Source organism: Paenibacillus endoradicis (assembly GCF_024721975.1).
In genome coordinates this window covers 317261-343550 of record NZ_JANQBB010000006.1, presented here as the reverse complement: position 1 = coordinate 343550, position 26290 = coordinate 317261, and the positions used below count along the sequence as shown (strand labels likewise).

General features: G+C 37.9%; 21 protein-coding genes. 14 read left to right on the top strand and 7 right to left on the bottom strand.

Annotated features, from left to right (window positions below; translation table 11 throughout):
* Nucleotides 1-21 precede the first annotated feature (21 nt).
* The 3 genes from NV377_RS20035 to NV377_RS20025 all read left to right on the top strand — a co-directional run bounded on the left by NV377_RS20035 (nucleotide 22) and on the right by NV377_RS20025 (nucleotide 4630).
* Nucleotides 22-2583, top strand: a complete 2562-nt coding sequence (locus tag NV377_RS20035) for a beta-mannosidase (protein ID WP_258202574.1) — start codon at nucleotides 22-24, stop codon at nucleotides 2581-2583.
* A gap of 253 nt (nucleotides 2584-2836) precedes the next feature.
* Nucleotides 2837-3544, top strand: coding sequence for an HAD family hydrolase (locus NV377_RS20030; RefSeq protein ID WP_258202573.1), 708 nt, complete (start codon nucleotides 2837-2839; stop codon nucleotides 3542-3544).
* A gap of 63 nt (nucleotides 3545-3607) precedes the next feature.
* Nucleotides 3608-4630, top strand: coding sequence for an HD domain-containing phosphohydrolase (locus NV377_RS20025; protein WP_258202572.1), 1023 nt, complete (start codon nucleotides 3608-3610; stop codon nucleotides 4628-4630).
* Nucleotides 4631-4694: 64 nt separating this feature from the next.
* On the opposite strand, the gene NV377_RS20020 is transcribed toward NV377_RS20025, so the two are convergent.
* Nucleotides 4695-7613, bottom strand: coding sequence for a DEAD/DEAH box helicase (locus NV377_RS20020; RefSeq protein WP_258202571.1), 2919 nt, complete (start codon nucleotides 7611-7613; stop codon nucleotides 4695-4697).
* A 421-nt stretch (nucleotides 7614-8034) separates the two neighbouring features.
* Here NV377_RS20020 and NV377_RS20015 point away from each other — a divergent pair, with 421 nt between their 5' ends.
* From NV377_RS20015 to NV377_RS19990, 6 genes are all read left to right on the top strand, one after another.
* The gene (locus NV377_RS20015) at nucleotides 8035-9027 is read left to right on the top strand and encodes an LLM class flavin-dependent oxidoreductase (RefSeq protein WP_258202570.1); all 993 of its coding nucleotides are present in this window, start codon (nucleotides 8035-8037) and stop codon (nucleotides 9025-9027) included.
* Nucleotides 9028-9107: 80 nt separating this feature from the next.
* On the top strand, nucleotides 9108-9800 hold the full coding sequence (locus NV377_RS20010; RefSeq protein WP_258202569.1) for a response regulator transcription factor: 693 nt from the start codon (nucleotides 9108-9110) through the stop codon (nucleotides 9798-9800).
* Nucleotides 9793-10893 (top strand): sensor histidine kinase, encoded by a 1101-nt coding sequence (locus NV377_RS20005; protein WP_258202568.1) that lies wholly within the window; start codon nucleotides 9793-9795, stop codon nucleotides 10891-10893. Before NV377_RS20010 ends, NV377_RS20005 begins: the two co-directional genes overlap by 8 nt.
* Before the next feature lie 82 nt (nucleotides 10894-10975).
* Nucleotides 10976-11833: a M15 family metallopeptidase gene (locus NV377_RS20000; RefSeq protein WP_258202567.1), complete on the top strand. Its 858-nt coding sequence runs from the start codon at nucleotides 10976-10978 to the stop codon at nucleotides 11831-11833.
* A gap of 2 nt (nucleotides 11834-11835) precedes the next feature.
* Nucleotides 11836-12336 (top strand): VanZ family protein, encoded by a 501-nt coding sequence (locus NV377_RS19995; protein ID WP_258202566.1) that lies wholly within the window; start codon nucleotides 11836-11838, stop codon nucleotides 12334-12336.
* Nucleotides 12337-12510: 174 nt separating this feature from the next.
* Nucleotides 12511-13803 carry a TraB/GumN family protein gene (locus NV377_RS19990; protein WP_258202565.1) on the top strand — a complete coding sequence of 431 codons (1293 nt, stop codon included), beginning with the start codon at nucleotides 12511-12513 and terminating at the stop codon, nucleotides 13801-13803.
* Nucleotides 13804-13805: 2 nt separating this feature from the next.
* On the opposite strand, the gene NV377_RS19985 is transcribed toward NV377_RS19990, so the two are convergent.
* The gene (locus NV377_RS19985) at nucleotides 13806-14126 is read right to left on the bottom strand and encodes a thioredoxin family protein (RefSeq protein WP_258202564.1); all 321 of its coding nucleotides are present in this window, start codon (nucleotides 14124-14126) and stop codon (nucleotides 13806-13808) included.
* A gap of 402 nt (nucleotides 14127-14528) precedes the next feature.
* Between NV377_RS19985 and NV377_RS19980 the strand changes: the two genes are divergently transcribed.
* The 3 genes from NV377_RS19980 (at nucleotide 14529) to NV377_RS19970 (ending at nucleotide 16743) form a co-directional block, all read left to right on the top strand.
* Entirely contained in the window at nucleotides 14529-15311 is a 783-nt protein-coding gene (locus NV377_RS19980) for a TerC family protein (protein ID WP_258202563.1), read from the top strand.
* A gap of 95 nt (nucleotides 15312-15406) precedes the next feature.
* Complete coding sequence (locus NV377_RS19975) at nucleotides 15407-15865, top strand: MEKHLA domain-containing protein (protein WP_258202562.1); 459 nt, start codon at nucleotides 15407-15409, stop codon at nucleotides 15863-15865.
* Complete coding sequence (locus tag NV377_RS19970) at nucleotides 15865-16743, top strand: DUF72 domain-containing protein (RefSeq protein WP_258202561.1); 879 nt, start codon at nucleotides 15865-15867, stop codon at nucleotides 16741-16743. The genes NV377_RS19975 and NV377_RS19970 overlap by 1 nt, the downstream gene beginning before the upstream one ends.
* Before the next feature lie 7 nt (nucleotides 16744-16750).
* Here the strand turns inward: NV377_RS19970 and NV377_RS19965 are convergent, their stop codons facing one another.
* Together NV377_RS19965 and NV377_RS19960 are read right to left on the bottom strand one after the other, a co-directional pair.
* On the bottom strand, nucleotides 16751-17911 hold the full coding sequence (locus NV377_RS19965) for a DHHW family protein (protein ID WP_258202560.1): 1161 nt from the start codon (nucleotides 17909-17911) through the stop codon (nucleotides 16751-16753).
* Nucleotides 17912-18056: 145 nt separating this feature from the next.
* Nucleotides 18057-19460, bottom strand: a complete 1404-nt coding sequence (locus NV377_RS19960) for an MBOAT family O-acyltransferase (RefSeq protein ID WP_258202559.1) — start codon at nucleotides 19458-19460, stop codon at nucleotides 18057-18059.
* A gap of 357 nt (nucleotides 19461-19817) precedes the next feature.
* Between NV377_RS19960 and thrC the strand changes: the two genes are divergently transcribed.
* Together thrC and NV377_RS19950 are read left to right on the top strand one after the other, a co-directional pair.
* The gene (gene thrC, locus NV377_RS19955; RefSeq protein WP_258202558.1) at nucleotides 19818-21212 is read left to right on the top strand and encodes a threonine synthase; all 1395 of its coding nucleotides are present in this window, start codon (nucleotides 19818-19820) and stop codon (nucleotides 21210-21212) included.
* Nucleotides 21213-21661: 449 nt separating this feature from the next.
* Nucleotides 21662-22594, top strand: coding sequence for a manganese-dependent inorganic pyrophosphatase (locus NV377_RS19950; RefSeq protein ID WP_258202557.1), 933 nt, complete (start codon nucleotides 21662-21664; stop codon nucleotides 22592-22594).
* 127 nt (nucleotides 22595-22721) lie between these two features.
* On the opposite strand, the gene NV377_RS19945 is transcribed toward NV377_RS19950, so the two are convergent.
* The 3 genes from NV377_RS19945 to NV377_RS19935 all read right to left on the bottom strand — a co-directional run bounded on the left by NV377_RS19945 (nucleotide 22722) and on the right by NV377_RS19935 (nucleotide 26278).
* Nucleotides 22722-23372, bottom strand: a complete 651-nt coding sequence (locus NV377_RS19945; RefSeq protein WP_258202556.1) for a metal-dependent hydrolase — start codon at nucleotides 23370-23372, stop codon at nucleotides 22722-22724.
* A gap of 663 nt (nucleotides 23373-24035) precedes the next feature.
* Nucleotides 24036-24197 carry a hypothetical protein gene (locus tag NV377_RS19940; protein WP_258202555.1) on the bottom strand — a complete coding sequence of 54 codons (162 nt, stop codon included), beginning with the start codon at nucleotides 24195-24197 and terminating at the stop codon, nucleotides 24036-24038.
* Nucleotides 24198-24217: 20 nt separating this feature from the next.
* Complete coding sequence (locus NV377_RS19935) at nucleotides 24218-26278, bottom strand: beta-galactosidase (RefSeq protein WP_258202554.1); 2061 nt, start codon at nucleotides 26276-26278, stop codon at nucleotides 24218-24220.
* Nucleotides 26279-26290: the final 12 nt, after the last annotated feature.

Sequence of the window (26290 nt, the reverse complement as noted above, 5' to 3'; positions counted from 1 at the left end):
ATAATTACTGGAGGCTGTATCATGAACCAAACGATGTTATTAAATTCGTGGCGTTTCAAATCTGTGAAGGATAATGATTGGTTACCTACTACGGTTCCGGGTTGTGTGCATACTGATCTATTGCACAATGATCGTATTCCTAATCCTTTCTATGCTACTAATGAGCATGATCTACAATGGATTGATAAACTCGACTGGGAATATGAGACGCATTTCACGCCATCAGCTGAATTTTTGCAAGAAGAACGTCAGGAGCTTCACTTCAAAGGTTTGGATACGTATGCAGATGTATTCGTTAATGAACAGTTAGTTCTTTCAGCGGATAATATGTTCCGAACATGGAAAATTGATGTAACTGGTTTATTGCATAAAGAAGAGAATCATATTCGCATCTTATTCCGTTCACCTATCCAAGAAGATTTGCCGAAATTACATGCTCTAGGCTATGCTTTACCCGCAACGAATGATCAATCTGAATTAGGTGGATTAGGAGAACAGAAACTTAGTATCTTTACTCGTAAAGCCCCTTACCATTATGGTTGGGACTGGGGCCCGCGCTTCGTTACAAGTGGGATTTGGCGTGAAGTTGAATTAATTAGCTGGTCTGGTGTTATCGTAAGAGATTTATTCATCGATCAATTATCGGTTACAGCGCAATCAGCTCAGCTTTCAGCGAAAATAACGGTATCTGTAGAACAAAGTGGATCGCTACAATTACAAATACAATCAGATAATAAAAGCTGGGAATTGGTAACAGATGTCGAAGTTGGTGAACATGTTTTGACTGTGCCAATCGCAATAGATCAACCGAAGTTATGGTGGAGTAATGGACTGGGTGAACCGAATCGCTATCAATTTAAAGCATTGGTTATTTTGCAGAACGAACAGAAACAGTATTCAACTATTGCCAATGTTACTACTGGATTACGAACTGTCAAATTAGTTCGTGATCGAGATGCAAACGGATCAGGCGCAACATTCCACTTTGAGCTTAACGGAGTTGCTGTATTTGCTAAGGGCGCTAATCATATTCCTAACGATAGCTTTATCTCGGAAGTTTCGGAGGATCGTTATCGTGCAGAGGTTTTGTCTGCTGTAGAAGCCAATATGAACATGTTGCGCATATGGGGTGGTGGAGTCTACGAAGCAGATGTATTCTACGATCTTTGTGATGAGTATGGCATTATGGTTTGGCAAGACTTTATGTTTGCTTGTAGTATGTATCCAGGTGATGAAGCGTTCTTGCAAAATGTTCGTGCAGAAGCAATAGATAATGTGAAGCGTCTGCGTAATCATCCATCTATCGTACTATGGTGTGGAAATAATGAAATTGATTCAGCATGGGCTCATTACGATGAACATGGAGGTTGGGGGTGGAAGAAAGAGTATGAGCCAGCAATTCGTGAAAAGATATGGGCAGATTACGAAAAAATCTTCCATGAAATATTACCTGATGTTGTAGGTGAATTGCATGCAACGATTGATTATTGGCCATCTTCTCCTATTGTATCCGTTAGCCATGATCAAGCCCAGCATGCACATCCATTGACGAATGAAGGCGATGTTCATTACTGGGGTGTGTGGCATAATGTAGAACCATTTGAAAACTATCAAATTAAACTTGGCCGCTTTATGAGTGAATACGGATTCCAATCCTTCCCTGAGTATCGTACTATTCGTAGCTTTGCAGAAGAGAGCGATCTTGCAATAGATACAAAGGTAATGAAGGCTCATCAGAAAAATGGTGATGGAAATCGTCTCATTAAAGAATATATGGATATTTATATGTCACAACCTACTGATTTCAAAGGATTTCTATATCTAAGTCAAGTCCTACAAGCAGATGCTATGCAAATGGCTATTGAAGCACATCGCAGAAAAATGCCATACTGCATGGGTTCACTATACTGGCAAATGAATGATTGTTGGCCTGTTGCTTCTTGGGCGGGAATTGATTATTATGGTCGCTGGAAAGCACTTAACTATTATGCACGTCGTAGTTTTGCGAATGTATTACTATCGGCACAAGTTGAGGGTGAAGAATTAGCGATTTATCTTGTATCTGATAAGCTCCATTCAGAAGGTGGAACATTACAAGTGCAATTGCACCATATGTCAGGTGAGATATTGTATGAAGAAAAATCTCAGGTGGCCCTTCCAGTAAATACGTCAGAAGTTGTTAAGCGTCTTACAATCTCGCAATTGCTTAATGGTTACAAGGAAGGCGAACTATTTGTCTCTGCGACATGGACATCGATTAGCGGAGAGGCAGCACAAATGATATACTATTTTGTGAAAAATCAAAAACTGCTACTACAGCAACCATTTATTGAAGTTGTCGAGACAGTGGAAAGTGGCGCAACGATAGTTACATTGCAATCAAAGGCATTAGCCAAACAAGTTGTGTTGACGTCGGAAGTTGACGGTATATGGTCAGATAATTATTTTGATCTTATACCAGGCAAGCCGTACTCAGTTACATTTACAACGCTTAATCGTGGTAGTCATTATGCTGGTAAAGTAGAAGTGAATTCAATGGTTGATTTTATTGTTCAAGATGCTACGGTGTCTACTAAAGTGTAATGATATTGATATAGGTTATAATATAAATGCGTCATGTTTTTGTAAGCAATTATTGTGATTTAAGTTGTAAAGAAGCTGTTGTGAGTAAAAACTCGCAACAGCTTTTTCGTGGTCGCCATCCTGTACTACATTATGAAGGAGTACAAACTATTTATAAGGAGTTTCTCGCCTTACTAACTAGCCTATTAATGCTGTCGTTAAACTTTTCATTATCTGCTACAATAAAGTGAGAAATAGATACTAGGAGATTTTTATGACAAAAGCGATATTTTTTGATGTAGACGACACACTTTATGATCATCTAATACCTTTCCAAAAAGCAGTAAAGCCTTATGTGAGCTACATGGAGTCCTTTCCATATGAAGAAGCTTATCATCGAATGAGATATTACAGCGATAAAATTTCAGTAGAGCTCGGTGGAGCGGGACAGATGGAGCAAGGCTCAGCTACTGAAGCAATGAAAAGGGATAGATTTCAATTTGCGTTAAATGATTATGGTGTTGAGATCGATCTGATTCAAGCAGAACGAATTCAGCAGACGTATTTCGAATGTCAATTTGATATTGAGCTCTTCCCTAATGCACGAGAGCTAATCGTAGAGTTACAACAACGAGGATTCATTGTTGGTGTATTAACCAATGGCGCCCAAGCACATCAATGGCGTAAGATCAAAGCATTGAAAATTGACCAACTTATTCCTTTAGAACGAATCTTTGTATCTGGAAGCTATGAATGGGATAAGCCGGATATAAGAATATTCCAACATATTAATGACAAGACAGGAACATTGCCAGAGCAATGTACTTACATAGGGGATTCTTGGCGCAACGATGTTATTGGTGCAACAAGTGCAGGATGGAGTATCATATGGTTTAATCATCGAAAAGTAGCACGTGAAAGTAATATTACTTTACAAGGTGAAGTGGACAACTTTGATAAGTTAAAACACTTTATTCTTTGAGTCCAAATAATAAACTAGTGAATCTTCTAATATATATAATTAAAAACAGCGAGAGTGATATTGATGAACAATACTAAAGAGAGTTTAATGAGCCATTTCAATCAGCTATTAACTCTAGCGGATGCAGTAATCGTTACGGATGTTACCCATAGAATTTGTCTTGTCAATGACGCCTATGAACAGATAACAGGATACAAGGAAAAAGATATTATCGGGAAAAAAGCTGGAATATTGAAAACTAAGCTAACTCCTGCAGATACATACATACAGATGAAAGCATCTTTGAACATACACCAACCATGGTCAGGGGTTTTCACAAATAGGAAAATTTGTGGGGAACTATGGCATTCTTCGATTACAATCACTCCCTATCTTATCGACGATGAAGTATATTTTGTCGGTGTATTTCGTGCGTTAGAGGATCTAGAACGTGGATATTATCTAGATGAGAATAGAGTTCGTCAATTACAAGGTTCTCTGTTGAAAGTACTTGCGATATCTTGTGAGATACGCGACCCAGGGATTGAGAACCATCTTATACGGGTTCAAGATCTCACGGAATTACTTGTAGAACGACATAACGAAAGAAATAATTTGCAGATGAGTTATCACTATACTTCGCAAATGGTTAACGCAAGTATTATGCATGATATTGGAAAATCTGCTATACCTGAAGGTATTCTTTATAAGCCTGGTTCACTGGCACCATATGAACGAACAATTATCGAAATGCATACACAAATCGGCGTTGATATTTTGACGAAGATTTATGGTGAACTAGATGATGAATTATTTGAAAATGAATTCTCAGTAGCGAAAAACGTTATTTTGCATCATCACGAGAAGTGGAATGGGGAAGGTTATCCGTTCCAGTTGAAAGGTGTAGATATTCCGTTTGAGGCGAGAATTGTAAGTGTGGTTGATGTATATGATGCATTAACAACGAAACGACCATATAAAGAAAAATGGACTCAAAAAGCTGCCATTGAATTAATTATTGAGCAAAGTGGGAAACATTTCGATCCTGAGATTGTGGATTCGTTTGTATCACTTTATGAAGATGGCTCGCTAGATGCGGATGAGTAGTATAATATTAAGAAGCGCTCAAGGTCGATGACCTTGAGCGCTTCTTTTGTGAAAATTGAATTAATCAATCTTCCATAGTCTCTTCTAATATAAAATCATGCGAAGGTGCAAGTAACTCAAGGACTTGCTCAGGATCCCATTTCGATTCCTTATTTTCATCTGCTTCCAATATATCATCAATAAGCTGTTGCTTCTTCTGTTGCAATTGCAGCATCTTATCTTCTAATGTACCTTCTGCGACTAATTTAATAATATTGACGACATTACGTTGTCCAATCCGATGTACACGATCCGCTGCTTGTTGTTCGACAGCTGGATTCCACCATAGATCATACAAGACAACCGTATCTGCTCCAGTTAAGTTAAGCCCGGTTCCGCCAGCTTTCAGCGATAAGAGGAACATATCGCGTTCGCCATTGTTGAATCGATCACAATTTTGCACACGTTCAAGTGGTGGCGTCTGACCATCAATATAGAAAAACTGATAGCCACGTAAAGCAAGTTGTTGAGAAATGATACGTAGCATAGATGTGAATTGAGAGAAGATGAGCAATCTTTTTCCTTCTCTATAGCTATCTTCAACAAGCTCTAGTAATTGATTTAATTTAGCAGAGCCACCATCATAATTTTCCATAAACAGTGACGGGTGACAACAGATTTGACGTAATCTCGTAATCCCGGCCAGTAACTTAATTCTTGTTTTACCACGTTGCTTAGGATCAAGATGTTTCAGTGTATCTTCTTGTAACTTAGCTAGAAAAGCGAGATATATCTTTTTCTGCTCAGGTAATAATGGTGCAACTAGCGTCGTTTCAATCTTATCTGGAAGTTCTTCAATAACTTCACTTTTTTTTCTTCGTAATAGGAATGGAGAGATTCGTGCTAATAATACATCACGTGGCCACTCCATAAAATGATGTTTCTCTGTAAATGTATTCGGATTAACTAGGTTCATAATTGACCATAATTCGTCTAATCGATTTTCAATAGGTGTGCCCGTTAATGCAAAACGATAATGTGCATCAATAGCTTTAACTGCTTTGGCCGTTTGCGTATAGTCATTTTTGAATGCTTGAGCTTCATCGCAGACAAGCGTATGGTATCGCATGCTCATAAATGCAGTAATGTGTTGACGCAACGCTTGATACGATACGATCCAAACATCTGCTTGTAATTGGTCTTGAGATGCGATAATGCCTGATTTAACATCCGACGCTTCAACGACACAAGTTCGAACGGTTGGAGCGAAACGTTGGAATTCTGCTTGCCAATTATAGAGCAATGAAGCGGGTGTGACGATTAGCACTTTGTGCTGATCTTGACGAATATCAGCTAACAAAGAAGTAATAAATGTGATAACTTGAATCGTCTTACCTAGCCCCATCTCATCAGCTAGTAACCCACCAAGATTATAATCCGCAAGCAATCTCATCCATTGATAACCATCGATTTGATAATCACGTAAAGTGGCAGTTAGTTCTTGTGGTAAAGGTACTTCATACAGTTCTGGATGTTGGATATGATCAATGAATTTCTTTAACGAACGAGATAATTTAATAGGACTATCACTGGGTAAGCTCTGAATGTAGCCAATACTCCTTCTAATCGGAATCTGATCATCAAAGCGAGTAGGATGTTCTAACCCAAGCTCGTTCATAACTTTAATTAGTTGATCGTATTTCTCATGTTCAAGCGATAATAAAGTACCTTGCGAAAGTCGATAGAAGCGACGCTTCATCTGCAATGATTGAATAACTTGACGAAGTTCTTCGTTACTTATGCCTGTCATTGAGAAGGAATACTGTAACCAATTGCTTTTTTCATCCCAGCTAAGTGTAAGCTCAGGATATACATCTTCAGAAACATATCTTATGCGAACAGCACTTGTAGCTAGCACGGTTGTGCAAGATTTAAGTTTGGGTAAAGCGTCGTGAAAAAAGCTGTACTCATCCTCATCACCTTCAATAATCCAGCCACCTTCTGTTTGCAAGCTAGGTATTTGATCAATGATATCTAGAATATATTGTTCCTTTTCTCGTTCTCTAAGCATTATATAATCAGATTGTACTTGGGAAGCTTCAGGTAATAGTGGATTAATAGCGAGTCCACCATAGTGAAATTCTAGTCCAACGAGTAGACGATCACGAACTCGATCTAGAAATAATTGTGCCGAGAGTGGCTGTTGTAATACTTTCGCTGCTATATCCTCAGCTATGACAACATGAGCAATACGATGAAGCTTCGGAAGAGCAACATCTAATAACGAAGATAGCATATGTGGGTCAATGATCATCTCATAATTGTCATCTTCCATAAGTAGTTGCTGAATACCTTGAAGCTGCTTAGCATGCTCATAGCTTGTCTTGTACCATTGACCATACATTATAGCTAGTTCATATGAAGGCATTACAACTAAGTGATGGATAGTACTACAACGTAACCAGTATTGTTCATTGTCCTCTGTAATAGTTAATGGAAGAGGAAGCTTACCTTCTGCCATCTCGATTTTCTCATATCTTTGCAGTTGTTCATCTAGTGGACCTGATAGTAAGTAGTATTCTAGACTGACATGCTCATAAGAAAGCAGAATTGGTGCAATTCGATGATACCAAGCTGCAGGTAATGGAATACTTTTGGTGCGAGTCCAAGTTCGATCTAACTCTAATATTTGCAGTAGTACAAGCGTTATTTGTTTCATTGATTGAGAAACATAATGTTGATCAGGATCATAATAGCTAGTTTTGGAAATCGGGAAATACTCCCGGTTAACAATAGCTTCAAGAAATGCTTTCGGTTGTGCGACATGAATTCGTTTCTTAATTCCAGCTAGTATGTCGATGTTCATTAAGTATTGATCATTCTGTTCCATAATGACACAGCGGAGATGAACTGGAAACAGCGTGAGTCGCTGAGAGGACCTTGTATGATCGGATTGAAACAATTGGAGCATCTGCTCCGCTTTTGATTGGTTATCATTACGCATGAACAATTTCCCTCACGAATCGATTATTTATATAGGTAGTATACCATTATTAAGAAGCTTTGCTTAACCTGAAATAACTTGCTACTATTAGAGTAAGCCGCTCCGAGAACTGATCGGAGACCGATGCGAGAACTACTGGGTGATCGCTGCGAGAACAAATTAGGGTCGCTCCGAGAACAAATCACTGTTCCAATCGCCGTTGGCCACGGATTTATTGGATTATATTAGAGGTATAAATCCGAGGACAAAAACGACCGCTATCGCTTTTTCACTAGTGATTAGTTCTCTCCGCTATTATAGTGGTGATTAGTTCTCTTCGCTTTTCCAGTAGTGAATGGTTCTCTCCGCTATTATATAGGGGGAAAATGATTACAAAATAAAACGGTACTTTAATGAGCCGACTAATAAAGGAGTTACTTTTATGATTAATAAATTATCAATATTAGATGTTTCGCCAATAATACAAGGCGGTACTGTAGGAGATGCATTAAAGAGAACTGTTGATTTGGCACAACATGCGGAGCAATGGGGATATACTCGTTATTGGCTTGCTGAACATCATAACTCGCCAAGCATTGCTAGTTCCGCGACAGCCGTTGTTATCGGACATGTTGCTTCACAAACACAATCTATTCGGGTAGGATCAGGTGGTGTAATGCTACCTAATCATGCTGCATTAGCTATTGCTGAGCAATTTGGTACACTTGAAGCACTCTTTCCAGGACGTATTGATCTTGGGTTAGGAAGAGCACCTGGAACTGATCCCTTAACTGCTAAAGCACTCCGTGGTGAACGTGGTACACATGGACAAAATTTTCCTGATCAGCTAGATGAATTGAGAAAATATATAGACCCTTCATACGGTAATTCCCGTCCAGCGATACGAGCAATTCCTGGAGAAGGAAGTAATGTTCCGATTTGGTTGTTAGGCTCAAGTGATTTTAGTGCAGCGTTGGCGGCAGAGAAAGGTCTACCCTTTGCTTTTGCTGGACATTTCTCACCAACGTATATCGTACCTGCTTTGAATCTTTATAAGTCTCAATTTCAACCATCCACTCTTTATCCAAAGCCATATAGTATGGTTGCCGTAAATGTTATTGCAGCAGAGACAGATGAAGAGGCACAGTATTTAGCGACTTCAATGTATCAGATGTTCCTTGGTTTTGTTCGTAGTAGGTCTGCGCCATTGGCACCTCCAGTTCGTGATATGGCACAAATCTGGACGCAGCAAGAGAAGTTCATAGTAGAACAACAAGTAGGTTCGTCCATTATCGGAAGCAAGGCTACAGTTGAGAAGAAGCTAGAACAATTAATTGCGGCTACAGAAGTAGACGAAGTAATGGTGACAGCGTATATTCATGATCATGAGGCAAGACTACGTTCTTTTGAAATCGTAGCATCATTAATGGGGTAGTTCAAAAAATGGACTTTCATAACAAAGATGAAATTCCTTGATAGTTATCTATAGTTAGTAAAGAGCTTTGAAAGAGGTGAATGAGCGTGCCAACGATACTTATTGCCGAAGATGATCAAGAAATTGCTCAATTAGTAGCGATCCATCTTCAACATGAAGGATATAAAACGATCTTTGCATATGATGGACAAGCGGCACTAGATATTGTGATGTCACAGCAAATTGATCTTATTATTCTAGATATAATGATGCCGCTCTTAGATGGACTCGAAGCCACTCGGAAAATTAGAGAGAAGTATAGTATGCCGATCATCTTTCTGAGTGCTAAAACTTCCGATATGGACAAAATTACAGGGCTCATTATGGGTGCCGATGATTATATGACTAAGCCGTTTAATCCAATGGAATTAGTAGCTAGAGTGAAAGCACAACTTAGAAGATATACACTACTTAATCAGAGCTTATCGGTAAAGGAATCTCAGCTCATTATACAAGGTGGATTACAGATCGATCCATCTTCTCATATCGTTACTTTGTATGATCAAGTGATAGAGCTAACTCCGAAAGAGTTCGAAATATTGTATCTGCTAGCACAAACTCCGAAAAAGGTATTTAGTACGGAAAATATATTTGTTCAAGTATGGGGAGAATCATATCAAGATTCTGCTAACACTGTCATGGTGCATATTCGTACACTTCGTAAAAAGCTTGGTAAAGATAAGGATCAGTGGATTAAAACAATTTGGGGAGTGGGGTATACGTTTAATGGGTAGAGCGATAAAAAGTTTTCGAACTAAAATGCTCGTTTTATTTATGCTCAGTATAGCTACTTCAGCCCTTGTCACCTATGGCGTATATCGTGGGTTACAATACTATTATCATAACTATGTATATTATGAGGACCAAATAGCATTGTGGAGAAAGTGGATACTAAAAGTTGGTGATGTTAATTTTTTCCTTATCCTATTTATTCCGCTTGCTATACTTATGTTCTATTTACTAACAATACCGTACTCGGGCTACTTCAAATCGATTTCTAAAGGGATTCATCATCTAGCCAATGGGGAATTTTCAGAGCAGGTAGTCATTGAAACAAGAGATGAATTTCAGAGTATAGCTGAAGATATTAATCGTGCGGGAATGAAGCTGCAAGAAGCTGTAACAAGAGGTGACTTTGCTGAGAGTAGTAAAGATCAACTTGTACTGAATTTAGCACATGATTTACGTACGCCTCTTACTTCAGTTATTGGCTATTTGGAGTATATTTTACAGCATGAAGAACTGTCCAAAGTAACTTCTACACATTACACAACGATTGCTTACACAAAATCTAAGCGTTTAGAAACATTAATCGAACAGTTGTTTGAGATTACTAGAATGAACTATGGTAATCTTTCTTTGAAGAAGAAACCGATTGATCTAATCCAATTGCTCGTTCAATTGACCGAAGAATTATATCCCATTTTCGAATCACAGCAATTGGAAGCTAGAGTAGATCTTCCTACTACCGTTCAAATACATGGTGATGGAGAGCTACTCGCACGTGTTTTTGAAAATCTTCTTGCTAATGCAGCCCGATATGGGAATGATGGGAAATACATTGACATCGTTGGGAACATATTAGATGATCACATAGAAATTATCGTTAGAAATTATGGTGATTTTATTCCACAGGAGGAGCTTCCGTTTCTCTTCGATATGTTCTATAGTGGAGATCGTGCTCGTACTGAAAAAGCAGGGAGTACTGGGCTAGGTTTATATATTGCAAAAAATATTATTGAACAGCATGGCGGTACAATTCTCGTGCAAAGTGACATTACAGCTACACAATTTACAGTAATACTACCTATAGGATCGGGAACTTAAGGAATTCTTAAGATTTTCCGATCTTTTTTATTAATATCTTTTCATTATGATTAAGGTACATTGTAATGAGAGGAAGTTAAATATGAAGAAAGCGATCATAATTTCATGTGTAGCAGCAGTTCTGATCTATCTATTTGTTAATTTTAAGGAAAGCGGAATTGAGCCTATAGAACTAAATAATAATAAGTTACGCCAAGAAGGATATGATGTCTTACAAATAGATGAAAAGATGAAATACGCGGGTAATCTGATATTAGTTAACCGAAACTATGAGATGAACGATGAAGGATTAGTAGATGATATCGTCTTAGTTGAAGATGAAGTTCATGTACAGGGCGAATATCAACTTGGTAGTGACGATGTAAAACTATCAAAATCAGTCATTACTAGTTTTCAACATATGGTTGAACACGCGAAAGAAGATGGAATAACACATTTTATACTAAGTAGTGGATATAGAAATAAGGAAAAGCAAGCCTCACTATATAATGAAATGGGTCCGGCATACGCTTTGCCTGCGGGATATAGTGAACATAATGTGGGACTATCATTGGATATCGGATCATCATTAGGCAAAATGGAGGATGCACCAGAAGGGCAATGGCTAAGAAAACATGCGTCGGACTTTGGATTTATATTACGTTACCCTGAAGACAAAGTAGATATTACTGGGATACAATATGAGCCTTGGCATTTTCGTTATGTTGGACTACCACACAGCGTCATTATGAGTGATCATAATTGGGTGTTAGAGGAGTACCTTGATTACATAAGTGAGAATACTACATTAATGACATCCATTAACGGGGAAAAATATATTGTAGATTATTATGCCTTTGAAAAAGAATTGAAAATTAAAGTTCCTTCAAATCATTCCTATACTATTTCTGGAGATAATATGAATGGGATTATCGTAACATCAGTTTTAGGAGGGGAATAATTATGTTAAGCAAAAGTTTGTTAATTCCACTTTTTATAGTTAATTTGTTTTTACTATTGAAAATCATTCTATTTAAATTCGGTCCAGTATCTATGATGACCTTAATAGATCAAGCCAAAAGAACGTATGAACAACCAGAAATCATATTAAATAGATGGGAATGGGCTAATCTTGTACCTTTCGATACAATATCAGTAAGTGTAGGTCGTCAACTCAGTTTATCGCAATTTATGAATTTGTACGGCAATATTGCTATTTTTATCCCGACAGGTATTATTATTAGTTTGATAGTGAAGAAGAGATGGTCACTATCGATTATCATTTCTTTTGGAATTAGCTTATTACTAGAATGTATGCAATTATTTCTAGCGATGGGTTCCTTCGATGTAGATGATCTTATTCTGAATACTTCTGGTGGTCTGATTGGCGCTGGAATAGTAGTTATAGGTAGCTTATTAGTAAGAAAATTGTTTCACTTCGGAAAAGTTCAGGAAGTGAACTAATATAAACTACATAATACAATGAGTGAAGTATTACAAAAAATCTCAAGTCATTTCATAGGACTTGAGATTTTTTACGTGTAGCTATGTTATTGAAGATCACTATAGGCTAGTAAAATATTACCAAATTATGATATGATAGTGTCTATGACTATATGAATTGGAGATGAGAAACTAGTGAAAAAGAGTTTATCTATTTTATTTGCATTTGTACTACTTTTCACACTCGCTTTACCTGCTCAAGCAGCAAGTTCCACTAATGCAACAGTATATTACAATGGAGAAAAGCTAGATTTAACCGAGGCACCATTCATTGAAAAAGGTAAAACATACATACCATTGCGTAGTTATTTCGAAGAATTAGGCTATACTGTTGGCTATTCGAGTAAAAATAAGACGATTACAGTTTCATATGATGGATTCGAATCTATTATTGATTTGAAAACTAATAAAGTTTCTGAATATGGCGAAGTAGTCGTCGATAAATTAGATATTATTAAGCGTAATAATACGACTTATGCTCCACTTAGAGAATTACAACCAGTTACATTATTGAATATTGACTGGAAAAAGGAAAGTAATTCTATCTACTTAACAGATATGTATACATTCCCTGAAGAGACTACTGAGCCTAGATTAGCTTCTCAAGGATTTTTATGGAAAGTTGAAAGTAACGGAAATGTTGTTTACCTACTAGGTTCGATTCATGTAGGAGATGAAGAATTATATCCGTTACGCACTGAAATAACCGAGGCCTTCGAAGCATCAGATGTTGTTGTAACTGAAGTTGATATTACAAAACAACTAACTAAAGAAGAAGAAGAAGCTATTCAAAAGTTATTATATTATGAAGCTGGTACGACACTTAAGGATCATGTAACTCCAGAAACATATGCGAAATTGGTTGCTTTAGCTAAAAAAGAAGGATTCAATATGGAAGCGGTTGATCAGACCCAAGTTTGGTTCCTCAATTTGATTCTACAAGATTTACTTCCTGAAGATGAGAAAATCAGTGCTGACTATGGCATCGACAGTCATTTCTTAGAGGCAGCTAAAGATAAGAAAATACCGAACTTAGAACTGGAAAATGCTTTTTTACAATATGATATGTTAAGTAGCTTCTCTGACGAATATCAAGAATCAGCATTGAGAAATACGATTGAAATGATTGGATATGCTAATAAAGGCTACGATGTAAATAGTGGTTCTGACTATCTTCTAGATATTTGGAAAGCAGGAGATCTAGTCACAATGGATAGTATGGCTGAATCTATGAAAAAAGAAGAACTTGATTACTATAACGGTATGCTAACTAATCGTAATAAAGGTATGACTGATAAAGTTGTAGGCTATCTAAATGGAACTGAGCCAAAAACTTATTTCGTAATTGCAGGTGCACTTCATTTGGCTGGACCTGATAGTATTATTAAAATGCTAGAAGCAAAAGGCTACAAGGTTGATAGATTATAGATTTAATTTATTTGCAATTTTGTATAGAGTGAGTCTACGGATTGAATAGCATAAACTATGTCGATCACTTTACCGTTATGAATAAGTACAAGTGCAGGTATACTTCTAAGTTGCCATAATTCACGGAAATATGGCGTATAATTAATATTTGCTTGATAAAGTGAATATGGAACACCTACTACCTGTACAATTTGAAGCATCGTTAAAGCAACTTTACATGTTCCACAAAAAGGTGATGTGAATAGTATGGCTACTCGGCCTATCTCTATGGAAGCCATTTGGTGAAGCTGATCTTCAGTTAGTTCTGTAATCGTTTGATTCATTAGTATTCCCTCCATATAAATAAGCATAATATTTTTTTGGGAAAAATGAAACCCTTAGGTACATTCGCCGTATAGAGTGTCATGAGTCATAAAATTTCATATGCACATACCTCCAAAGGGGAGTAGCTACTACAATAAAGTCGTCATTACGAGAGAAATCTCCGGTTTTATTGGCAACGAATGAAATTATCGTTGTTTGCAAGACCTTTGCCTATTTAGGCAAAGGTCTTTTTTGTGTGATGAGATGGAAGTGACGCTGATCGAAGGTTTTGTTTTCGATTCATCTTTTCACTCATTGAAAAGTACTGGTAATAATTATGTAAGTACTTTTCAATGAGTGAAAGGGAATGTTAAAGAGAACAAAATGAAATTCGATCAATAAAAAAATTTAGGAGGAATACGATGGATTGGTCAATTTTTTTCGAGTATGGTTCAGTTTTACTAATTTTAATCGCATTAGAAGGTTTATTAGCAGCTGATAATGCACTCGTGCTTGCAATTATGGTAAAACATTTACCAGAAGAAGAACGAAAAAAAGCATTGTTTTACGGGTTATTTGGCGCATTAGTATTTAGATTTGCATCGTTATTTATTATTTCTTTCTTAGTGGATATATGGCAAGTACAAGCGATCGGGGCATTATATCTACTCTTTATCGCGCTCAACCATATAATAAGAAAATTATGGTTCCACGGAAAAGATTCAACGAAGGATAAGAAAGAGAAAAAAGGAAGCGGATTCTGGGTTACTGTATTGAAAGTAGAATTAGCTGATATCGCATTTGCGATTGATTCGATTTTAGCAGCCATCGCGCTTGCTGTATCATTACCAGCTACCAATTTACCAAAAATAGGTGGTATGGATGGTGGTCACTTCATCGTCATATTCCTTGGAGGACTAATCGGAGTAGTTATTATGCGTTTCGCAGCAAATATGTTTGTTAAATTACTTGAAAGTCGTCCAGGTCTAGAAATTGCGGCGTTCGTAATTGTAGGGTGGGTAGGTGTTAAACTTGCTGTTCATACATTAGCTCATGAAGCTGTTGGCGTAATTTCTCATGATTTTGCTGAATCAACGGGCTGGAAGTTAACGTTCTATTTCGTACTTATTGGTATTGCTGTCTTTGGTTGGTTATTATCTAACAACAAGAAAGCATCAGATGAAGGTACTAAGCAATCTGCTTAGTCATTGATAAAAAGTAAATATTTATATCTACCTATATTGTCAACATCCCCCACACTTGCTAAAGTGAAGCTAAGCAAGAATGGGGGATGTTTTTTATGACGGAAAGTCATGCGCGTTTATTGATACATAGTTATAATCGTTGGACGGGAAATAAGCTAGTTGATGAGGTTCAAGAGATACCATTATTGGACCAATTGAATAAAGCTAATTGCATAATTTTATCGCACGGTACTGAGGCTGATCCGATCTTGAATTATGGAAATGAACGTGCAATGTTGTTATGGGAAATGACAGAAGAACAATTTACTTCTACACCTTCAAGGTTGACCGCAGAGCCAATGGAAAGAGTAGAAAGAGCAAACTTTATGTCGGAAGTTACGAATAATGGATACGTAGCAAATTATACAGGGGTTCGCATTTCTAGCTCTGGGAAACGGTTTTATATTAAGAAAGCAACCGTATGGAATTTGATTGATGAAAGAGGGAAATACTGTGGTCAAGCGGCAACATTTTCTGATTATGAGTATATCAATAATGGAGTTGAGGTGATGTAATGAGCATTTACATTGGGCTTGGTGGATGGGGTGATCATGATTCACTATATTCTAAAGGTACGAAAAGTACAGATAGACTATCAGTATACACGAAGCATTTTGAAATTGTTGAAATTGATAGTACATTCTATGCGATACAGTCCCCAGAGAGAATGCGTCAATGGATGGCTCAAACTCCACCTCATTTCAAATTTATAGTGAAGGCATATCAAGGTATGACCGGTCATCAACGTGGGAGTTCTGATGTTGCTTCAAAACGAGAGGAAATGTTTGCTGCATTTCTTGCGATGATTCAGCCTTTAATTGAGCATGATCGGCTAATATGTGTTTTATTTCAATATCCGCCTTGGTTTGATTGTATGACCAAGCATGTGATGGTACTTCGCGCAACGAAGAAACTAATGAACAATATTCCCTGTGCGCTTGAATTCCGGCATCAGAGCTGGTTTAGAGATGAGATGAGAGCGAAGACGATTCAATTTATGAAAGATGAACAATGGATCCATAGTGTATGTGATGAACCACAAGCTGGGGATGGAAGTATACCGATGATTATAGAATCGACGAATGAAACATTAACGATGGTTAGATTGCATGGTCGCAATGAGAGCGGTTGGAACGATACAGGAGATGATAAGTGGCGAGAAGTAAGGTATTTGTACGATTATAGCGAGCAACAGTTAGCGGAGTGGTTACCGAGGCTTGAACAGTTATCTCAAGGTAGTGAAGATGTATTTGTCATATTTAATAATAACTCAGGTGGTCATGCAGCCCATAATGCGAAGCAACTTATGATACTTTTAGGGCAACAACGCCCTGATGGAAAGCATCCTATGGAAGCATTACCTCAGAGCGTCGAGCAGTTGGAACTATTCTAATTCATAATTAATATTTCAAATTAAGCAAACTACGTTCAGAAACAAATGTTGGCGTATTGTAAAGTAATAACACTTCATCAAATTGTTCTTGCTCCATATAAGCTTTCATTGAACCGTTATAATAACGCAGATCAACAACATGGATTTCACGAGCGTGGTTTACTAGTAAAGGAATAAAATTATGCGCATAAGAATCTTTAATGACAAGTAATTTGTCGATTTCAGGTTTCTTTGCTGTTTGTCCATTGATCGGTTCATTCGTAATTGTCATAAGTGCATGAACGCCACCTAGATAATAACTATACTGATCTTTCACATCTAAGAAGGTATCATAGTACAACGAATCGCTAGTCGATTCATCATCAGCAATAAACATCTGTGAGCTAAACCATGGATTAGTAAAAGCTACAATTTCATCAGGTTGTGCTCCCCAAAATTGTCCTTTTGTGTCATAGCTGCCAAGGAAGTCTGATGACATTATGTTAGGCTGCAATTCATCCAAAGCAATAGGTTCTATGCCAATGCTATTCATATACTCCGCATAAGCAAAATACGCTCCATAGCTCGTCCAGTGGTGATCATTGCGGAAATATAGGTTATTCTCACCAGCTATATGCGGTTGAAGGGCATCGATGCCATCAATGAAATTAATATCTGTGGATAAAAAAGTTTGAATGGTATCATTAGTAAGTTTCTGAGAGAAAGAAGTGCTCCATTTTGGTAAAAATTGTGGATACATTTCCACTGAAGTAGGCGCTAATAATAGTGACATATGTGTATTAGCAAAACCCCCTTGGAATTTGTTAATGCTATCCACATACTTTTCTACATCTTCCCAGATAGGCTCTTTCAATGGTTCGAATAAGTATCCATTTTCTCCATGAATAATTCCATTGTTGACGGTCATCAGGCGCGCTTGTTCAGCAATAGATTTGACCATAAACCATTGTTGGCGAAATGGGAATTGATCGGAAAGATACGTTTCCGTATCTTCTGCAAATGATTTATCCACTAATGCTTCCCAGCTGAAAGAAACCTTGCTTTGTAGTGTTCGATTCTCAAACTGAGAAAAAGTACCTTTAGGTGAGACAATGAACAGAATAAGTAATCCACCAAGCATCACCGTAAACCCAATAATATACAATTTGGTATTCCATTTGTTAGTCATCGTTGTAACTCCTTAAACTTTTCTTACTTGAAGTAAATCATCTATGCAAAGAAAAGTACTTCGAAAGAATAGGCAAATATTCGTGCTTTTTGAACTACGTTAGCGTGATCATCGTTATCATAAGTCCGCTTTTTGAATTACCTATCTAGAAACGGAAGTATAGAAATGGGTTGAAACTCGCATCCACTAGATACGCTATAGATACGAATAACAATAACATATGAATTGCCCAGACAATAATCATGCCACGATTGGAGTGTGTGAATCGATTCCACAACTTAAATTTTGGTGAAATGGATACAATAACGAGAATCGCTAGTAACACAAAGTAATTTCTAAGTTGGAATAATAACTCATCACTAATCCATGTTGAACCTTCATGCATGCCAAGCATTGACATTATATATTGCCCCATGATGGTCATATCTTCGAATACGAATAATACCCATCCGCACAATATTAGAATAATGGCGTAACTATGCTGTAACCATCGCGGAGAACGAGTTAACCATTTCAGTAGGAATAGCTTCTCGCATATAAGTATGATTCCGAAATAGATACCCCATAATGCAAAATTCCAGCTCGCACCATGCCATATTCCAGTAAGTGCCCAGACAATCATTATATTTCTTAGTTGTTTCCAAAGTCCTTGTCGATTACCACCGAGTGGAATATATACATAATCTCTGAACCAGCTACTAAGTGAAATATGCCATCTTCTCCAAAAGTCTGTAATACTTCTAGCTAGGTAAGGTAGATTAAAGTTTTCATTGAATCGGAAGCCAAACATAAGTCCAAGCCCAATTGCCATATCCGAGTAACCACTGAAATCGAAGTAGATCTGGAAGGCAAATGCAATAATACCGAGCCAAGCTAGCCAGATTGACATGGTGTCCATTGGCTGAGATTGAATGTGATCCCAAAGCAAACCAATATTATTGGCAAGCAGTACTTTTTTGGCAAGACCGCGAATAAAGCGTTGAATGCCTTCTGCAAATTCCGATTCCTTAAATTTACGATTGTTCAGTTGCGCTGCGATTGTACTATATTGGACAATTGGTCCAGCGACTAGTTGTGGGAAAAGCGCAATATAGGTGGCAAAGGGAACCCAATGCTGTTGTGGTTCAACTTTGCGTCGATACACATCCACGATGTATGAGATCGATTGAAATGTATAGAACGAAATACCGATTGGTAATGGTAAGTCTAAATCTGCAATAGTAGTACCAAAAATATTATTCAAATTCTCGATCAGGAAACCAGCATATTTGAAGAAAAATAGGACAGCTAAGTTAATGGAAATGGAAATAATGAGCATGGTTTTGCGCGATCGCTCACCCCGCTGCGTGTTCCCAATCCATTTGCCTAACCAAAAATCAGTTGTCGTAGATACTAGCAGAAGGACTATATAGATCGGTTCGCCCCATGCGTAGAATATGAACGAGCTGATAAGAAGAATCCAATTTCGAAACTTCGGTGGACTAATGTAATATAGGAATAGAACGGTTGGAAGAAAGAAAACAATAAATAATAAGCTGCTAAAAACCATAAGTAGTCACCTGTTATGTTAGAATAGTGTAGAGTTATATGAATTAAACGATAGGAACAAGCATAATGTTGCAATAATGTGATCTTGTAATTTCTACCTGATGCGATTGCCAGCATTTGAATAATAAGCTATTGTACAAATTGAACATTCATTTTTCGGGCAAACGATGGTAAAATGCAATTAATAGTTCATGTACGAAAGTGCAATAGAGTACTTATGCTCTCGATGCTACTTATTTTTTGTATGTAAGTCAAATTGAGAACTACAAGGATATTTCTAGCTTACGCTTCCGGAGTAACTTTTCATTTCTATGAAGTTATATTGAGAAGCTAATGAAAAGTTTTAGGAGGAAGAATAATGGAGTACATTAGTACAAGAGGTAAAGTTGGTAGTATTGGTTTTGTCGATGCATTCATGATGGGTCTTGCTAATGATGGTGGCTTACTAATCCCTAAGGAAATCCCAACTTTCTCTGAAGGTACATTACAGGCTTGGAGCAAGCTAAGCTATACAGAGCTAGTGCTTGAAATATTCTCATATTTCACGAATGATGAAATTCCAGCAGATGAATTGAAGGAATTAGTAACTGCAAGTTACAGCACATTCCGTCATCCAGAAGTAACACCAGTGAAAAAGCTATCTGATGAGCTATATTTATTGGAGTTGTTCCACGGACCAACATTTGCTTTTAAAGATATCGCGCTACAATTTATGGGTCAATTCTATTCCTATGTTGCGAAAAAGAAAGGTGCGAAAATTCATATTCTTGGTGCGACATCAGGCGATACAGGTGCATCAGCAATTGAAGGCGTACGTGGTAAAGAAGGCATTAAAATTTGTATTCTACATCCACATGGTAAAGTAAGTAAAGTACAAGAATTGCAAATGACAACGGTCCAAGAAGATAATGTATTGAATCTCTCAGTTGATGGTAATTTTGATGATTGCCAACGAATCATTAAAGAGCTATTTGCAGATCTTGATTTCAAAGCTGAAAATCAACTTGCAGCGATTAATTCTATTAACTTTGTTCGTATCCTTGCGCAAACTGTGTATTATTTCTACGCTTACTTCCAAGTTGCGAAAGAAACAGGTTCAGTTAAAGTGAACTTCAGCGTGCCAACTGGTAACTTCGGAGATATTTTCGCAGGCTATCTAGCTAAGCGTATGGGACTACCTATTAATAAATTGATCTTAGCTACAAATGAAAACAATATTTTAGAGCGCTTTATTAACGAAGGTGTGTATATGCCTGGTGATTTCCGTATGACGCATAGTCCTTCTATGGATATTCAAGTGGCAAGTAACTTCGAGCGTTACTTGTATTATGTCCTTGGTGAAGACGCTGAGCTAATTACTTCAATAATGGAACAATTCAAAGTTGAAGGTGAAATTTCAATCTCTGCAGAAGCTCTTGCTAAAGTTCAAGCTGAATTTGCTGCTCATGGCGTTCTAGGTGCAGAATGTCTTGCTACTATTTCTAATTATAAAGAAGAGACAAACTACTTGTTGGATCCGCATAGTGCATGTGGTGTTGCAGCTGCGAAGCAATGTGCTGGTGAAGGTGAAATTACAATTTCTCTTGCTACTGCTCATCCTGGGAAATTCAACGAAGCTATTGAATTATGTGGAATTGAACAACAATACCCAGAACAAATTCAAGCGTTATTCAATCAATCGCAACGCCAAACTCGCATTGCGGGTGACAAAGCGGCGATCGCTGCTACAATTGAACAATTCTATCGTTCGTAATTATTAATAGGTATGAGCTATTGTCTTGCATGTTGTATCGATGCAAGACTGTAGCTTTTTTACTGTTTTCTGGTGGGAGGGTTTGTCCACTGCGATGACCAATCGTTGTTCCAATCGCCGTTGTCCTCGGATTTATTGTAATATTAATTTGAGTATAAATCCGAAGACAAAAACGACCGCTATCGCTTTTCCACAATGATTAGTCCTCTCCGTTTCTAATTGGATGAGGAGAAGGACTTAGAATCTGTAATTATACAAAAACAGGGAGAATATTCATAGTAAAAGACTAGGAATAATGCGGGAAACAGAGTATAATATTTGTTAGATGCTTGTCAGTCAGAATGTACTCATATTATTTGTATAACAAATATGCTTCCGATATTTCTTTATCTTTTGTTAAGATGAAGGGTATCAAGAAGAAAATAAAAAATTTAAGGAGTTAAAAAAACATGTCAAAAACTTTAATTTTCGGTCACAAAAATCCTGATACGGATACAATTACGTCAGCGTTAGTATATGCTGACTTGAAAACTAAACTTGGTGCAGATGTAGAAGCTGTTCGTCTAGGCGATGTTAATGGTGAGACTCAATATGCATTGGACTATTTTGGAGTAGAAGCTCCTCGTTATGTCGCAACTGTTGCTAATGAAGTAAGTGAAGTTATTCTTGTTGACCACAATGAGCGTCAACAAAGTGCTGATGATATCGATCAAGTAAGAGTTGTTGAAGTTATCGATCATCACCGTATTGCGAACTTTGAGACTAGTGCTCCTCTATATTTCCGTGCTGAGCCAGTTGGTTGTACTGCTACAATTCTTAATAAGCTTCATAAAGAAAATGGCGTAGCAGTAACGAAAGAAGTTGCTGGTCTTATGTTATCAGCAATCATTTCTGATTCTCTTCTATTCAAATCTCCAACTTGCACAGAGCAAGATGTTGCAGCAGCTAATGAGCTTGCAGCTATCGCTGGTGTTGATCCACAAGTATACGGTCTTGAGATGCTTAAAGCTGGTGCAGACCTAAGTGACAAAACAATTGCACAATTAATTTCCCTTGATGCAAAAGAGTTCTCTATGGGTAACTATAAAGTTGAAATTGCGCAAGTGAATGCTGTAGATACGAATGATGTTCTATCTCGTCAAGCTGAACTTGAGCCCGCTCTGCAAGCGATTATTGATGCAAAAGGACTTGATCTATTCTTATTAGTTACAACTGATATTCTTAACAATGATTCAGTTGCACTAGCTCTAGGTAAACAAGCTTCTGCTGTAGAAAAAGCATATAACGTAACACTTGATAATAACACTGCATTATTAAAAGGTGTAGTATCTCGTAAATCTCAAATCGTTCCGGTATTAACTGAGACATTGAGTGCTCTATAAGATACCTCTATAATAGGCCACATATTTAATTGTATGTAGCAGTAACGAAAAGGAGCAGTTCTCGATAATCGAGGACTGCTCCTTTTACGTAGATGTAACTATATGAATCTAGTAACATTAAGATAAATTAAAATTTCAGCTTGAATTTTTTCTTCGTTAATGGATATAGCCAACGTACACCAGCAGGCGTTAACATATCTGTGATAATATGCGATAGATAACCAAGAATTGCTGTTAAGCCAAGGCCCTCAATTGCTAGTTGTTGCTCTAATCCATAGCCAATTAGTCCCCATATTGGTAAGATCCAAATCGTATGAGTTAGTCCACGATGTTTGAGCCAAGGAGCGATTATAATAAATATACCAAGACCAATAAGCCAATACCAACTTTGTGAAATTCCATATACCCCAATCCCAGCACCGACCATGCTCACTAATGCATTGCGCATAGCACTGCGATTAACAATAAGACCGATAAGGATAGCTGCAACTGATGCACCGATCCATAATGGAGAGAATGTAGAAGTTGTTAACCATAAGTAAAGAGAGAAGGCTAAACCAGCAATACCGCCAATCAATGCAAACTGATGAAGATTACGACTGATCTTTGTTAATTTTCTTGTTAGAATACTGGGGCCATCAAGATCAGCAGCTAGAGCTGAGAAACTTGCTACCCCAATATATGCAACGATGGATTCTAATTGTTGCGCGGGTGAAAAGTACAGTGTACATGCCGCCCCAATCGTAGCTCCAATCGCTAAATGTGTTTTTCCGTTCATGAAACCTCCTGATGTCGAAATCTAGTTGTAGTGATGCTGTTTTGGTGACGCCGGATGACTAAGCGATTGTAGTACTGCTTTGTAGCAATGATATGAAGTAGTGCTCGTGTGACGCTGCGATGACTAATCGTTGTTCCAATCGCCGTTGTCCTCGGATTTATTGAAAAGTAATAGAGGTATAAATCCGAGGACAAAAACGACCGCTATCGCTTTTCCACGAACGATTAATCCTCTCCGCTGCTGAGCTAGGTGCAACGAAGTGCCACAAAGATGAACCAAGTGAGCGTGCTCGCTTGTCATCACCAAGAAGCCTGTTGTGTGAAATGCAACGTAGCGACACCAAGATGAACCAAGTGAGTGTGCTCGCTTGTCATCACCAAGAAGCTTTGTTTGTGAAATGCAACGTAGCGACACAAAGATGAACCAAGTGAGTGTGCTCGCTAGTCATCACCAAGAAGCTTTGTTTGTGAAATGCAACGAAGAAATACATGCAAGTGGTTTCAAATGGGCCTGCTCGCTTGTCAGCACCAAGAAGATGGTATGAAGCTAGTGAAGCGAAGCGCGGAATGTACGTAGTTGGTACATGAGCACTGGAACAAGCGATGAATGCCATCTTCGCAGTCGAATAGACTACGTAGCATGGCATCGTGATCACAAGTGAGCCTACAAGTGAGACTTGTTGACTTGCTCATTCCGCACCATCTGCTCAATCTTCTCAATCAACTCTTGCTGCATTGTTTGCTTTTTCTTGCGATTGAACCAACCCCAGCGTGTCTTGCTCTTCAATAATTGCAGTAGAAATTGCTTTTCTTGAAGTGTAAACATGGTAATACTCCTCTCAGGACTTACTTTTCCTCTACTAATAGTAACACATCATACCCTTGTAACTCGACCTTCCCCACCATCGCTTCATTTGTTAACAGATTAAGTTTTGATTCGTCAATCTGAATAGACATTGGTTGCTCACTATAATTCAATAGTATGTATATACGTCTGCTATCATTACCACGAACCGCAAGCTCAACCTCAGTCGGTAAGTGTAGCCAAGATGCCGGCGAATGTACATCGGGTAATAATGACAATATTTCATTAGCTACTTGTTCACTGAATACAGAACCATAATACCAAGCTTGACCTTTACCAAACGCATGGCGAGTTAATGCAGGCTTACCAGCGTAGTAGTCATCCTCATAAGTCGCAAGTATTTCAACATTATCTGAGATTGGCTCAATAATTTCATTGAAATGTTGTGTAGCCATTGTGTTGTCATTGCCTATAAATTTAATAGATGGTGCTGATCGTGTACCTTTTACAACAGTATATTCTTCAAGTTCGATACCTGTTAATTTGGAAGCTACACCAGGGAACGGTAACATATAGCAATGTCCGCGAGTATCTTTGTATCCAGTTCGGCAACCAAAGATAATTTCCCCCCCAAGTTCCACATATTGCTCTAACAATGAAGCAGTAGCAGCACTCATAATGGCAGGATGAGGATAGATAATAAGTTGATATTTTTGAAGTTTTTCTAAAGTAGTACTCTCTTCCATATATACAATATCTGTAGGGATATGTTTACGCGTTAGAGCTTTATACCATTCCTTACCACTAGTCCAACCATATGGTCCGTGCCATACGTCATATTCGCCGTCCCATTCATTATTGTAGTCACGCATAATCGCAACGTTCGCTTCATAGGTAGTAGGCGCCAGTACATCACTAATGAATTGTAATTCATGTCCGACTTTAGCAGCTTCTGCAAGTCGACGATTTGGTTTATTACTATAATCATTCAGACCATGCCAGTAGATCTCTTGCCCAAAAGTTGCTGTACGCCAACGGAAATATACGACCATGTTCGCACCGTGTGCGATTGATTGATAGCTCCAAAGACGTAACTGACCAGGACGAGGGGACGGCATATCCATTTTATTCACCCAGCCCCCTGGACCTGCTTGTTGCTCCATAATGCAAAACTTCGATGAGATAGAACGAACGGCACTAAGCGTTTGACTCCAACTACGATCGGCCAAAGGGTTTTCCTCGTTGGGATCTTGAAATATAGTAGAAAACTGAGGATAGGAATCGTAACTGAAAAAGTCCAGTAGTTCGTTTGTTAATTGATGACTATTTAAATGTCCAAATAATCCATTTGTCGTTATAAAGTGATGTGGCGCAAGCTCGGCAATAATATCAGCTTGGATACGTGCAAATGCAAGAACGCTATCAGATATAAAACGTTTTTCATCAAGAGCAAGATGAGGGTTCGGTTGTCGACCACCTGGAACTAGACGAGGAAGATAAACTTGATCCCAGCTGGAATAGGTTTGGCTCCAGAAAGTTGTACCCCAAGCTTCATTCAGAGTTTCAAGAGTTACGTAACGAGACTCTACCCATTGACGGAATGCAATATGATCAGATTCGCTATAGAACTCCCCGATTTCACAGTTGAACTCATTATCAATTTGCCATCCTATAACATTAGGATGTGTGTGATAGTGTTCTACTAGTTTCGTTGTAATGATAGAGCAAAATTGATGGTATGTAGTACTTGTATAATTGGTATGGCGACGTAAACCATGTTGTAATAAATGTCCTTCAATCGTTGCATTGAGTACTTGAGGATATTTCTCAGTAAGCCATGCAGGTGGTGTTGCTGTTGGCGTTCCGATAATGACTTTCAAATCGTTTTCCTTAGCAAGTTGAAGTACGTTATCAAATAGTTCAAAGCTAAACTGTCCTTCTAAAGGCTCAAAAACCGACCATGCAAATTCTGCTATACGGATAACAGAGATATCCATTTCTTTCATACGTCTCATATCATCTGCCCATAAATGCTGTGGCCATTGTTCGGGATAATAGCATACACCTAATGACAATTGTTCGTTTAACTGAAATTTACTCATATTAATTAACCC

Bases quoted from the DNA above. Each gene is read 5' to 3' on its own strand.
- NV377_RS20035 (WP_258202574.1), top strand. From the start codon at position 22: ATGAACCAAACGATGTTATTAAATTCGTGGCGTTTCAAATCTGTGAAG.
- NV377_RS20030 (WP_258202573.1), top strand. From the start codon at position 2,837: ATGACAAAAGCGATATTTTTTGATGTAGACGACACACTTTATGATCAT.
- NV377_RS20025 (WP_258202572.1), top strand. From the start codon at position 3,608: ATGAACAATACTAAAGAGAGTTTAATGAGCCATTTCAATCAGCTATTA.
- NV377_RS20020 (WP_258202571.1), bottom strand. From the start codon at position 7,613: ATGCGTAATGATAACCAATCAAAAGCGGAGCAGATGCTCCAATTGTTT.
- NV377_RS20015 (WP_258202570.1), top strand. From the start codon at position 8,035: ATGATTAATAAATTATCAATATTAGATGTTTCGCCAATAATACAAGGC.
- NV377_RS20010 (WP_258202569.1), top strand. From the start codon at position 9,108: ATGAGCGTGCCAACGATACTTATTGCCGAAGATGATCAAGAAATTGCT.
- NV377_RS20005 (WP_258202568.1), top strand. From the start codon at position 9,793: ATGGGTAGAGCGATAAAAAGTTTTCGAACTAAAATGCTCGTTTTATTT.
- NV377_RS20000 (WP_258202567.1), top strand. From the start codon at position 10,976: ATGAAGAAAGCGATCATAATTTCATGTGTAGCAGCAGTTCTGATCTAT.
- NV377_RS19995 (WP_258202566.1), top strand. From the start codon at position 11,836: ATGTTAAGCAAAAGTTTGTTAATTCCACTTTTTATAGTTAATTTGTTT.
- NV377_RS19985 (WP_258202564.1), bottom strand. From the start codon at position 14,126: ATGAATCAAACGATTACAGAACTAACTGAAGATCAGCTTCACCAAATG.
- NV377_RS19980 (WP_258202563.1), top strand. From the start codon at position 14,529: ATGGATTGGTCAATTTTTTTCGAGTATGGTTCAGTTTTACTAATTTTA.
- NV377_RS19975 (WP_258202562.1), top strand. From the start codon at position 15,407: ATGACGGAAAGTCATGCGCGTTTATTGATACATAGTTATAATCGTTGG.
- NV377_RS19970 (WP_258202561.1), top strand. From the start codon at position 15,865: ATGAGCATTTACATTGGGCTTGGTGGATGGGGTGATCATGATTCACTA.
- NV377_RS19965 (WP_258202560.1), bottom strand. From the start codon at position 17,911: ATGACTAACAAATGGAATACCAAATTGTATATTATTGGGTTTACGGTG.
- NV377_RS19960 (WP_258202559.1), bottom strand. From the start codon at position 19,460: ATGGTTTTTAGCAGCTTATTATTTATTGTTTTCTTTCTTCCAACCGTT.
- thrC (WP_258202558.1), top strand. From the start codon at position 19,818: ATGGAGTACATTAGTACAAGAGGTAAAGTTGGTAGTATTGGTTTTGTC.
- NV377_RS19950 (WP_258202557.1), top strand. From the start codon at position 21,662: ATGTCAAAAACTTTAATTTTCGGTCACAAAAATCCTGATACGGATACA.
- NV377_RS19945 (WP_258202556.1), bottom strand. From the start codon at position 23,372: ATGAACGGAAAAACACATTTAGCGATTGGAGCTACGATTGGGGCGGCA.
- NV377_RS19940 (WP_258202555.1), bottom strand. From the start codon at position 24,197: ATGTTTACACTTCAAGAAAAGCAATTTCTACTGCAATTATTGAAGAGC.
- NV377_RS19935 (WP_258202554.1), bottom strand. From the start codon at position 26,278: ATGAGTAAATTTCAGTTAAACGAACAATTGTCATTAGGTGTATGCTAT.